The 12,043-nt window shown below is 70.4% G+C and carries 8 protein-coding genes; 6 read left to right on the top strand and 2 right to left on the bottom strand.

Annotated features, from left to right (window positions below; all coding sequences use genetic code 11):
- Positions 1 to 94 precede the first annotated feature (94 nt).
- Complete coding sequence (locus tag ACZ4RZ_RS21585) at positions 95 to 757, bottom strand: bifunctional DNA primase/polymerase (RefSeq protein WP_467746710.1); 663 nt, start codon at positions 755 to 757, stop codon at positions 95 to 97.
- 447 nt (positions 758 to 1,204) lie between these two features.
- On the opposite strand from ACZ4RZ_RS21585, the gene nsdA reads away from it, so the two are divergent.
- From nsdA to ftsH, 6 genes are all read left to right on the top strand, one after another.
- The gene (nsdA, locus tag ACZ4RZ_RS21590; protein ID WP_467746712.1) at positions 1,205 to 2,680 is read left to right on the top strand and encodes a transcriptional repressor NsdA; all 1,476 of its coding nucleotides are present in this window, start codon (positions 1,205 to 1,207) and stop codon (positions 2,678 to 2,680) included.
- Between the two features lie 337 nt (positions 2,681 to 3,017).
- A complete protein-coding gene (locus ACZ4RZ_RS21595) occupies positions 3,018 to 4,358 on the top strand; it encodes an ammonium transporter (protein WP_467746713.1) in 1,341 nt (446 codons plus the stop codon).
- Entirely contained in the window at positions 4,355 to 4,693 is a 339-nt protein-coding gene (locus tag ACZ4RZ_RS21600; RefSeq protein ID WP_054235369.1) for a P-II family nitrogen regulator, read from the top strand. Before ACZ4RZ_RS21595 ends, ACZ4RZ_RS21600 begins: the two co-directional genes overlap by 4 nt.
- A 41-nt stretch (positions 4,694 to 4,734) precedes the next feature.
- Positions 4,735 to 7,182 carry a [protein-PII] uridylyltransferase gene (locus tag ACZ4RZ_RS21605; RefSeq protein ID WP_467746715.1) on the top strand — a complete coding sequence of 816 codons (2,448 nt, stop codon included), beginning with the start codon at positions 4,735 to 4,737 and terminating at the stop codon, positions 7,180 to 7,182.
- Positions 7,183 to 7,314: 132 nt separating this feature from the next.
- Positions 7,315 to 8,865 (top strand): signal recognition particle protein, encoded by a 1,551-nt coding sequence (gene ffh, locus ACZ4RZ_RS21610; protein ID WP_467746716.1) that lies wholly within the window; start codon positions 7,315 to 7,317, stop codon positions 8,863 to 8,865.
- A 118-nt stretch (positions 8,866 to 8,983) separates the two neighbouring features.
- On the top strand, positions 8,984 to 10,909 hold the full coding sequence (gene ftsH / locus ACZ4RZ_RS21615) for an ATP-dependent zinc metalloprotease FtsH (protein ID WP_467746717.1): 1,926 nt from the start codon (positions 8,984 to 8,986) through the stop codon (positions 10,907 to 10,909).
- A 152-nt stretch (positions 10,910 to 11,061) separates the two neighbouring features.
- On the opposite strand, the gene ACZ4RZ_RS21620 is transcribed toward ftsH, so the two are convergent.
- Positions 11,062 to 11,919 carry an SAM-dependent methyltransferase gene (locus tag ACZ4RZ_RS21620; protein ID WP_467746719.1) on the bottom strand — a complete coding sequence of 286 codons (858 nt, stop codon included), beginning with the start codon at positions 11,917 to 11,919 and terminating at the stop codon, positions 11,062 to 11,064.
- Between the last annotated feature and the right edge of the window lie 124 nt (positions 11,920 to 12,043).

Below are 12,043 nucleotides of genomic sequence, written 5' to 3' on the forward strand. Positions count from 1 at the left end.
AAGAAGAAGGGCCCCGCCGCATGGTGCAGATGAGGCGGGGCCCTTCGCCGTTGTCGCCCGGCGGAAGCCGGGCGCGCCACCCGTGTGCCGGGAGCTATACGCGCGACCGATGCGCCACGTACGCCAACGTGCCGAGCAGCAGCCGTGCCTGCGGTGGCTTCGTCGCCGAGTCCAGGGCGGGGGAGCGCAGCCACTGGACCGGGCCGCGGCCACCTCGGTCGGAGGGTGGCGCCGTGACATACGTACCGGGGCCCAGGCCGTGCAGGTCGAGGGACGCGTCGTCCCAGCCCATCCGGTAGAGCAGCTCGGGGAGTTCGGCCGCCGCGCCGGGGGCGACGAAGAAGTGGGCGCGGCCGTCCGGAGTGGCCGTGACGGGTCCGAGGGGGAGCCCCATGCGTTCGAGACGGACGAGCGCGCGGCGCCCGGCGGGTTCGGCGACCTCGATCACGTCGAAGGCGCCGCCGACCGGCAGCATCACCGCGGCCCCCGGGAACTCGGCCCAGGCCTCGGTCGCCTCGTCGAGTGTGGCCCCGGCCGGGATGGTCGGCGCGAAGTCCAGCGGATGCGCGCCCGGTGCGGGGCAGTCGGCCTGGCCGCACGAGCATGCCCCGGCGGCGGTGCGGGCGCCCGGGACCACGTCCCAGCCCCACAGCCCGGTGAACTCGGCCACGGCGGTGCACTCCGAGGAGCGGCCGCGGCGCCGCGAGCCGGGCCGGATTTCGCGCATCCCCCGACTGCTGCCGATCGTGAAGCCCATGCCCCCTCCAACGGGTTTGACGCACCGGTGGTTACGTTAGGAAAGCAGAACGTAACTCTCTGTTCCCGACTTCCCCGTGCCGCGCGGTCCAGGCGGCGCTTTGTGGTGCCCCGGGTGGTGCACTCGGCTGTGTGCGCCCCGGTGTACACCGCTCCGCCCACTCCCGGCCGTCATGTGTCAAGTGAATCGCGCACAGGCCACGCGGAGTTCATTCGAAGGGGTGGCGAATGGTGGCGATTCCGGGATCGCCATGGCTGGACGGGTGATCGTAGGATTACTTTGAGTGCACGAGTCCTGGGGACGTATGCACTCGTGGGTATGCCAAGGGCAAGTCGGCTTCCCGTTCGAAGGGTGAGAACTGCCGGACGGGCGGCTGTATTTACCGGCATTCTGATAGGGCTTGGGCGCACGCAGCGTGCAAGTGGTCTCAGGGATGGGGGCGTTCCAGTGGGCGGCAACGGCGGAAGCGGGATGAACGCTGACAAGCGCCCCAATGAGCTGCTCGGCTCGTGGTTCGTGCGCAGCGGCTGGTCGAAGGGTGAGCTCGCACGTCAAGTGAACCGCAGGGCCCGCCAGTTGGGGGCCAATCACATCTCCACGGACACCTCGCGGGTGCGCCGCTGGCTGGACGGTGAGAACCCGCGGGAGCCGATCCCGCGGATCCTGTCCGAGCTGTTCTCCGAGCGGTTCGGCTGTGTCGTCGCCGTCGAGGACCTCGGTCTGCGCGCCGCCCACCAGTCACCGTCCGTGTCCGGCGTCGATCTGCCCTGGACGGGCCCGCAGACCGTGGCGCTGATCAGCGAGTACTCGCGCAGCGACCTGATGCTGGCGCGCCGCGGCTTCCTCGGCAGCTCGCTGGCCCTCTCCGCCGGCCCGGCACTCATCGAGCCCATGCAGCGCTGGCTCGTGCCCACGCCCGCATCGCCGCACGAGGAGCCCGAGCCCCCGGCCTCGACCCGCCGCGGCGGCCGGCTCTCCAAGCCCGAGCTGGACCTCCTGGAGTCCACCACCGTCATGTTCCGGCAATGGGACGCCCAGTGCGGTGGCGGCCTGCGCCGCAAGGCGGTCGTCGGCCAGCTGCACGAGGTGACGGACCTGCTGCAGGAGCCCCAGCCCGCCGCGACCAACAAACGCCTGTTCAAGGTCGCCGCGGAGCTGGCCGAGCTGGCGGGCTGGATGAGCTACGACGTGGGACTCCAGCCCACCGCGCAGAAGTACTTCGTGCTCGCCCTGCACGCCGCCAAGGAAGCGGGCGACAAGCCGCTCGGCTCGTACATCCTCTCCAGCATGAGCCGCCAGATGATCCACCTCGCCCGGCCCGACGACGCCCTCGAACTCATCCATCTCGCGCAGTACGGAAGCCGTGACTGCGCGAGCCCGCGCACCCAGTCGATGCTGTATGCGATGGAGGCCCGCGCCTACGCCAGCATGGGCCAGCCCGGAAAGTGCAAGCGGGCCGTCCGGATGGCCGAGGACACCTTCGCCGACGTCCATGAGTGGGACGACCCGGACCCCGACTGGATCCGCTTCTTCTCGAAGGCCGAGCTGTACGCCGAGAACTCGCACTCCTACCGCGACCTCGCCTACGTCGCCGGGCGCAGCCCCACGTACGCGTCCATGGCCGAGCCCCTGATGCAGCAGGCCGTCGACCGCTTCGGCAAGGACCAGGAGCACCAGCGTTCGTACGCACTCAACCTCATCGGCATGGCCACCGTGCACCTCCTGCAGCGCGAGCCCGAGCAGAGCGCGGTGCTGGCCAAGGAGGCGATGGCGGTCGCCAAGAAGGTGCGCTCCGAGCGTGTCAACACTCGTATCCGAAAGACGGTCGACACGGCGGCCCGCGACTTCGGGGACCTCGCCGAGGTCGTCGATCTCACCGACCAGCTCGCCATCGACCTGCCCGAGACCGCCGAGGCGGTCTGACCGGGCCGCGCGAGCGGCCCCGGCCCAGTACTCCGGCCACGGCCGGCTGTCCCGAACTGCCCGACTCGGCTCCCCCTATGCCAGGTCATCGGACGGCCGGCCGTGGCCGGTTCATGCACCTTCGAAGAAGGTTGCGCCACGATAACGATCGCTCGGCCCGGTATCAGGCAGTTCATGGACGCGTAACACGCAGGACCTCTTCGTCACGGGTGCGAAACATCGAGGGGCTTCGACGGAAACGGCGCTGCGCCAATCTCATGGCGCATAACCGGCCCGCCCCTCACGCCCACTCAGGCTTCGCCCGCACGGGGCCGTACCAAACGACGAGGAGACGCCGATGGCACCAGCCATCACCCTTGCCGCAGAAGCACCCAAGCTGTCTGCCGCCAACACAGGGTTCATGCTCATCTGTTCCGCCCTGGTGCTGATCATGACGCCCGGCCTGGCCTTCTTCTACGGAGGCATGGTCCGCGTCAAGAGCACCCTGAACATGCTGATGATGAGCTTCATCAGCATAGGGATCATCACGATCCTGTGGGTGCTGTACGGCTTCTCGCTCGCCTTCGGTACCGACCACGGCTCCCTCATCGGCTGGAACTCGGACTGGGTCGGCCTCAGCAACATCGGCCTGACGGAGCTGTGGGACGGCTACACCATCCCGATCTTCGTCTTCATGGTCTTCCAGATGATGTTCGCGATCATCACGCCCGCCCTGATAAGCGGTGCCCTCGCGGACCGCGTCAAGTTCACGGCGTGGGCGCTGTTCGTCGCGCTGTGGGGCACGGTCGTCTACTTCCCCGTCGCCCACTGGGTCTGGGGCGCCGGCGGCTGGGCCTTCGACATGGGTGTGATCGACTTCGCCGGTGGTACGGCGGTCCACATCAACGCGGGTGCCGCGGCGCTCGGCGTGATCCTGGTCATCGGCAAGCGCGTCGGCTTCAAGAAGGACCCGATGCGTCCGCACAGCCTCCCGCTGGTCATGCTCGGCGCCGGTCTGCTGTGGTTCGGCTGGTTCGGATTCAACGCCGGTTCGTGGCTCGGCAACGATGACGGCGTCGGCGCGCTCATGTTCGTCAACACGCAGATCGCCACCGCCGCCGCCATGCTGGCCTGGCTCATCTACGAGAAGATCCGCCACGGAGCGTTCACCACGCTGGGCGCCGCCTCCGGTGCGGTCGCGGGCCTCGTCGCCATCACCCCGTCCGGCGGCTGTGTGACCCCGATCGGTGCCATCGCCGTCGGTGTCATCGCCGGTCTGCTGTGCGCCATGGCTGTCGGCCTGAAGTACAAGTTCGGCTACGACGACTCCCTCGACGTCGTCGGTGTCCACCTGGTCGGCGGTGTCGTCGGCTCCCTGCTCATCGGCTTCTTCGCCAGCGGCAAGGGGCAGTCCACCGCGACGGGCGTCTTCTACGGCGACCACACGTTCGACCAGCTGTGGAAGCAGTGCGCCGCGGTCGGCGCGGTTCTCGCCTACTCCCTCATCGCCTCCGCGATCCTCGCCTTCCTGATCGACAAGACGATCGGTATGCGGGTCACCGAGGACGAGGAGATCGCCGGTATCGACCAGGCCGAGCACGCCGAGACCGCATACGACTTCAGCGGAGCGGGTGGCGGCGTCGTCGGAGGCGCCGTTTCCGCCCTCGCGGGTACGGAGACCAAGAAGGTGGACGCATGAAGCTCATCACCGCCGTCGTGAAGCCCCACCGGCTCGATGAAATCAAGGAGGCCCTGCAGGCCTTCGGGGTGCACGGTCTGACGGTCACCGAGGCCAGCGGCTACGGTCGGCAGAGGGGCCACACCGAGGTCTACCGTGGCGCCGAATACACGGTCGACCTGGTCCCCAAGATCCGCATCGAGGTGCTGGCCGAGGACGACGACGCCGAACAGCTCATCGACGTCGTCGTGAAGGCGGCCCGCACCGGCAAGATCGGTGACGGCAAGGTCTGGTCCATCCCGGTCGAGACAGCCGTCCGGGTCCGGACCGGCGAGCGCGGCCCGGACGCGCTCTAACCGGACCCGCTCGAAGAAGAAGAAACGACAGGAGTCGCTGGGTGACGAGTACGGACATGCGTACGGAAGCAGAGGACTCGGGACCCAGCGGCTACGCGGCGGCCCGGCTGCGCCTCCTCCAGGAGGGGGCGCGGTCCGGGCCGCCGCGCCGTGCTGCCCTCGCGGAACTCACCGACGACTGGCTGACCGGCCTGTTCACCGCCGGCTCCGAAGGACTGCGCGGGGTGTCGTTGGTCGCCGTCGGCGGCTACGGACGCGGCGAACTCTCTCCCCGCAGCGACCTCGATCTGCTGCTCCTGCACGACGGCAGCGACTCCGGCGCGGTCGCCGCCCTCGCCGACCGCATCTGGTATCCCATCTGGGACCTGGGCCTCGCCCTCGACCACTCCGTCCGCACGCCCGCCGAGGCCCGCAAGACCGCGGGCGATGACCTCAAGGTGCAGCTGGGGCTGCTGGACGCCCGGCATCTCGCGGGCGACCTCGGCCTCACCGCCGGATTGCGTACGGCCGTCCTCGCCGACTGGCGCAATCAGGCGCCGAAACGGCTCCCCGAACTGCAGGAGCTGTGCGCCGAGCGGGCCGAGCGCCAAGGAGAGCTGCAGTACCTCCTCGAGCCGGACCTGAAGGAGGCGCGCGGCGGGTTGCGCGACGCCACCGCCCTGCGCGCCGTCGCCGCCTCGTGGCTCGCGGACGCCCCCCGCGAGGGCCTCTCCGACGCCCGGCGCAGGCTCCTCGACGTACGCGACGCGCTGCATCTCACCACCGGACGCGCCACCGACCGCCTCTCGCTCCAGGAGCAGGACCAGGTCGCCGCGGAGCTGGGGCTGCTGGACGCCGACACCCTGCTGCGCCAGGTGTACGAGGCAGCGCGCGTCGTCTCGTACGCCAGTGACGTCACCTGGCGCGAGGTGGGGCGCGTGCTGCGTTCGCGCGCCGTTCGTCCGCGGCTGCGCGCCATGCTGGGCGGCGGCGCCAAGCCCGCCACGGAGCGCTCCCCGCTCGCCGAGGGTGTGGTCGAGATGGACGGCGAGGTGGTGCTCGCACGCGCCGCACGCCCCGAGCGCGATCCCGTACTTCCGCTCCGCGCCGCGGCCGCGGCGGCACAGGCGGGGCTCCCGCTGTCCCTGCACGCCGTACGGCGCATGGCCGCCGCCGCGCGTCCGCTGCCCACGCCCTGGCCCGCCGAGGCCCGCGAACAGCTCGTCACGCTCCTCGGCTCGGGCCGCCCGACCGTCGAGGTCTGGGAGGCGCTGGAGGCTGAGGGCCTGATCACCCGGCTCCTGCCCGACTGGGAGCGGGTCCGCTGCCGGCCGCAGCGCAACGCCGTGCACATCTGGACCGTCGACCGCCACCTCATCGAGACGGCCGTCCGCGCCTCCGAACTCACCCGCCGCGTGGGCCGCCCCGACCTCCTGCTCGTGGCCGCCCTGCTGCACGACATCGGCAAGGGCTGGCCCGGCGACCACTCCGTGGCGGGCGAGATCATCGCGCGGGACGTCGCCGTCCGGATCGGCTTCGACCGCACGGACGTGGCGGTGCTCGCCGCACTCGTACGCCACCATCTGCTGCTCGTCGACACCGCGACCCGGCGCGACCTGGAGGACCCGGCCACGGTCCGCTCGGTCGCCGAGGCGGTCGGCTCGCAGGGCACCCTCGAACTGCTGCACGCCCTCACCGAGGCGGACGCCCTGGCCACCGGCCCCGCCGCCTGGTCCTCGTGGCGCGGCTCCCTCGTGGCCGACCTGGTCAAGCGGGTCTCGGCCGTACTCGCCGGCGACGCCCCCGAGGAGCCCGAGGACGCGGCGCCCACGGCCGAGCAGGAGCGGCTCGCGATCGAGGCGTTCCGGACGGGCGGGCCGGTACTGGCGCTGCGTGCGCAGACCGAGCCGCCGGCCGAGGAGACCGCCGGCGACCCGGAGCCGCTGGGTGTGGAGCTCCTCATCGCCGTGCCCGACCAGCCCGGCGTACTCCCCGCGGTCGCGGGCGTGCTCGCCATGCACCGGCTGACCGTCCGCACCGCCGAGCTGCGCGCCCTGGACCTGCCCGACGGCGTGGAGGGCTCGGTGCTGCTGCTCAACTGGCGGGTCGCCGCCGAGTACGGTTCCCTGCCGCAGGCCGCCCGGCTGCGCGCCGATCTCGTACGCGCTCTGGACGGCTCCCTCGACATCACGGCCCGGCTCGCCGAACGGGACGCCGCCTACCCCCGCCGCCGGGGGACGGTCGCGCCGCCGCCCCGTGTGACGGTCGCCTCGACGGCCTCCCGCCACGCCACGGTCATCGAGGTCCGCGCCCATGACGCCCCCGGTCTGCTGCACCGCATCGGGCGGGCCCTGGAGGACGCGAACGTCCGGGTGCGGAGCATGCACGTCTCCACGCTCGGCGCGAACGCCGTGGACGCCTTCTACGTGACCGGCACGAAGGGCGCGCCCCTGCCGGGGGAGGAGGCGGCCTCGGTGGCCCGCGCCCTGGAGGAGACGCTGCGGGGCTAGAGCGCCTGTCCCGTACGGGATCGGGGGGTGCCCGCGGTCTCGTACGAACGCGGTGGAGACCGCACCGCACGCGGCCAGATACCCTGGAGGGCGATTCCCTTCGCCCCCGACCCCTGAGGACCGACGAGCGCCGTGTTCGATACTCTCTCCGATCGCCTCTCAGCGACGTTCAAGAACCTGCGGGGCAAGGGCCGGCTGTCCGAAGCTGACATCGACGCCACCGCACGCGAGATCCGTATCGCGCTCCTCGAGGCCGACGTGGCCCTGCCGGTCGTGCGGACCTTCATCAAGAACGTCAAGGAGCGTGCGCTCGGTGCCGAGGTCTCCAAGGCGCTGAACCCGGCCCAGCAGGTTCTCAAGATCGTGAACGAGGAGCTCGTCACGATCCTCGGCGGCGAGACCCGCCGCCTCCGGTTCGCCAAGAACCCGCCCACCGTGATCATGCTCGCGGGTCTCCAGGGTGCCGGTAAGACCACGCTCGCCGGAAAGCTCGGCAAGTGGCTCAAGGACCAGGGCCACTCCCCGCTGCTGGTCGCCGCGGACCTCCAGCGCCCGAACGCCGTGAACCAGCTCAGCGTCGTCGCCGAGCGCGCCGGCGTCGCGGCGTACGCGCCGGAGCCGGGCAACGGCGTCGGCGACCCGGTCAAGGTCGCCAAGGACTCCATCGAGTTCGCGAAGACCAACGTCCACGACATGGTGATCGTGGACACCGCCGGCCGCCTCGGCATCGACCAGGAGATGATGAAGCAGGCCGCGGACATCCGCGACGTCGTCTCCCCGGACGAGATCCTCTTCGTCGTCGACGCGATGATCGGTCAGGACGCGGTCAACACCGCCGAGGCCTTCCGCGACGGCGTCGGCTTCGACGGCGTGGTGCTCTCCAAGCTCGACGGTGACGCCCGCGGTGGTGCGGCCCTCTCCATCGCGTCGATCACCGGCAAGCCGATCATGTTCGCGTCGAACGGCGAGAAGCTCGACGACTTCGACGCCTTCCACCCGGACCGGATGGCCTCCCGCATCCTCGACATGGGTGACCTGCTCACCCTGATCGAGCAGGCGGAGAAGACGTTCAGCCAAGAAGAGGCCGAGAAGATGGCCTCCAAGCTGGCGTCCAAGAAGGGCCAGGACTTCACCCTGGACGACTTCCTGGCCCAGATGGAGCAGGTCCGGAAGATGGGCAGCATCAGCAAGCTGCTCGGCATGCTCCCCGGCATGGGCCAGATCAAGGACCAGATCAACAACCTCGACGAGCGCGACGTCGACCGCACGGCCGCGATCATCAAGTCGATGACCCCGGCCGAGCGCCAGGAGCCGACGATCATCAACGGCTCGCGCCGCGCCCGTATCGCCAAGGGCTCCGGCGTCGACGTCAGCGCCGTCAAGGGCCTGGTCGAGCGCTTCTTCGAGGCCCGCAAGATGATGTCCCGAATGGCTCAGGGCGGCGGAATGCCCGGGATGCCTGGGATGCCGGGCATGGGTGGCGGCCCCGGCCGCACCAAGAAGAAGGCGAAGCAGGCCAAGGGCAAGCAGCGCTCCGGCAACCCGATGAAGCGCAAGCAGCAGGAGCTCGAGGAGGCGCAGCGCCGCGAGGCGGGCGCCCAGGGCGGCAACGCGTTCGGTCTGCCGCAGCAGGGCGGCCAGGACTTCGAGCTGCCGGACGAGTTCAAGAAGTTCATGGGCTGACGGTTCGATCCGTACGGGCGTTTGCGCCGGTACGTCACTGGGGCGCCCCTCGTCCGAGGGGCGCCCCAGTGTGTTGTGTGCGGGTGCTGGCGGGCGTTTCGTGTCGTAACGTCCAAATATGAGCAACCCTGCGCCGCCACGCAAGGACCCTGACCAGCCGTGGCGTACCGAGGGAACCCCGCCGGAGCCGACCGGGCCACCCTCCGGGAGAAGGAAGATGCCCGGCGGCTGGATCGGCCTGGTCATTGCCGCCCTGGTCGTGTTCGTCGTCGCCATCCTGGTGCTGTCCTTCTTCAATGAGGGCAACGAGCCGACGATCTCGTACACGGAGTTCAGCAAGCAGGTCGACAACGGCAACATCAGCAAGATCTACTCCAAGGGCGACGCGATCCAGGGTCAGCTCAAGAACGCCCAGGACAACCCGGAGGGCGGCGGGAAGTACACCAAGTTCAAGACCCAGCGCCCGTCCTTCGCGGACGACAAGCTCTGGCAGAACCTGGAGAAACACCAGGCCACGGTGACCGCCTCACCGGTGGTCCAGCAGCGCAGCTTCCTCTCCAACCTGCTGCTCTCCCTGGCCCCGATCGTGCTCCTGGTGGTGCTGTGGATCTTCTTCGCCCGACGGTTCCGGGCGGGCATGGGCGGCGCGGGCGGCATGCTCGGCCGCAAGGCACCCCCGAAGCCGGTCGAACTGCAGCCCGGCGCCCCGCGTACGACCTTCGCCGACGTGGCCGGCATCGACGAGGTCGAGGGCGAACTGAACGACGTCGTGGACTTCCTCAAGAACCCGGACGCCTACCGAAGGATGGGCGCGAAGATGCCGCGCGGCGTGCTGCTCGCCGGTCCGCCGGGTACGGGCAAGACGCTGCTCGCACGGGCGGTTGCGGGGGAGGCGGGGGTTCCCTTCTTCTCGGCTTCCGCCTCCGAGTTCATCGAGATGATCGTCGGCGTCGGCGCGTCCCGCGTCCGCGAACTGTTCGCCGAGGCCCGCAAGGTGGCCCCTTCCATCATCTTCATCGACGAGATCGACACGATCGGCCGGGCGCGGGCGGGCGGCTCCGCCATGGGCGGCCACGACGAGCGTGAGCAGACGCTGAACCAGATCCTCACCGAGATGGACGGCTTCTCGGGCTCCGAAGGCGTCATCGTCATCGCCGCGACGAACCGCGCGGACATCCTCGACCCGGCGCTCACCCGCCCCGGCCGCTTCGACCGCATCGTCAACGTCGCGCCCCCCGACCGCGGCGGCCGCGAGGCGATCCTGGAGATCCACACCCGCGACATTCCGATGTCTCCCGATGTGGACCTCTCCCAGGTGGCTGGTACGACCCCGGGCATGACCGGAGCGGACCTCGCGAATCTCGCCAACGAGGCGGCCCTGCTGGCGGTCAAGCGCAAGCAGGAGCAGGTCACACAGACGGACCTCTCCGAGGCGCTGGAAAAGGTGCAGCTGGGCGCGGAACGCGCGCTGGTCATGCCGGAGGCGGAGCGCCGCCGCACGGCCTACCACGAGAGCGGCCACGCCCTCCTCGGCATGCTGCAGCCGGGCGCGGACCCGGTCCGCAAGGTCACGATCGTCCCGCGCGGCCGGGCCCTGGGCGTGACGTTGTCGACTCCGGAAGCGGACAGGTACTCGTACACGGAGGAGTACCTCCGCGGTCGCATCATCGGCGCCCTGGGCGGCATGGCCGCTGAACACGTCGTCTACGGAGTCATCACGACGGGCTCGGAGAACGACCTCGAACAGGTCACCAACATCGTCCGCGGCATGGTCGCCCGCTGGGGCATGAGCGAACGGGTCGGCCGCCTCTCCGCCCTCCCGAACGACGCCCAACAGGCCTACGGTCTTGCCGCCGCGCCCGCGACCCTCGACTCCATCGACCACGAGATGCGCCGCATCGTCGACGAGTGCTACGAGGAGGCCTGCGACAAACTCCGCGACCACCGTGACCAACTCGACGCCCTAGCGGAGGCGCTCCTGGCGAATGAGACGCTGGAGGAGGCGGAGGCGTATCGCATCGCGGGGGTCAAGAGGCTGGGCTAGGGAGGGTTTCGCCCCGCGCCCCTGAAGGGGCGCGGGGAACTGCGCGACCAGCCCCCACCGGTCCGCACCTGGAGAACAGCCCAGCGGGGTCCGGGGCGCAGCCCCGGGTACGGGACGGGTAGGGGCGGAGGGGGCGAAAAGCGCCTGCGACCTCAGCCCGTACGAGCGATCAGGTACCGGAACACATTGGGCATCCACACCGTCCGGTCCGCCCGCTGGTGCGGATGAAGCGCCTCGGTCAGCTCCTTGTCCACCTGCACCTGATCCGTCGCGTCGACCGCCGCGTCGAACAACCCCGTCGACAACAGCCCCCGCACCGCACTGTCCAGATCGGCGTACCCGAACGGACAAGCGACCCGCCCGGACCCGTCCGGCCGCAGCCCGGCCCGCTGAGCGACCTCCTCCAGGTCGTCCCGACCGGCGGCCCGCCAACTCCCCGCCCCCCGCAGGGGATCGGCCAACTTGGTGGCGACCCGCAGCACGGCGGAGGTGGTGCACCGCTCCGGCGGCCCCCACCCGACCAGCACCACAGGCGCCCCCCGCTCGGCATGCGGCGTGGCCGAGCCGAGCAGCGAACCCAGCGCTTCGGAGTCCCCGGCCACACACCCGATCGGCTCGAACGCGGTCACGAGGTTGTACGCCGGCGCTCCCGCGACGGCCACGTTCGCGGGGGAGCCGTCCACGAGCCGGGTGTCCGCACGCGCGCACGTGCCCCATGCCTCCGGCAGCAACCGCTCCCGCGCGAGGGTCAGTCGCTCGGGCGACGAGGAGTCGACGCCGGTGACGGCGGCACCCCGAGCGGTCGCCATCAGAAGGGCGAGCCCCGACCCGCAGCCGAGGCCGAGCAGCCGCGTCCCGTCGCCCACTTCGAGTCGCTCGTAGACGGCCTCGTAGAGCGGTACGAGCATCCGCTCCTGGATCTCTGCCCAGTCACGCGCGCGTGCAGACTGATTCACCCGGGGTACCGCCCCCGCGTGAGGTAGGTGCTGCCGCACGAGCGTAGGTGTCATCGAAAGCGCCCCAATCCGCCGAGAGTTGCCGCTGTGCCCCGTTTCCCTGGCCCCCGTGCAGTGCGCCGCACTCCCCCCGTATGTCAGGAAACTCCGCGCTCGACGTGGCGTCCAGGGGTTGCGG

Source organism: Streptomyces sp. NPDC027189 (assembly GCF_055566975.1).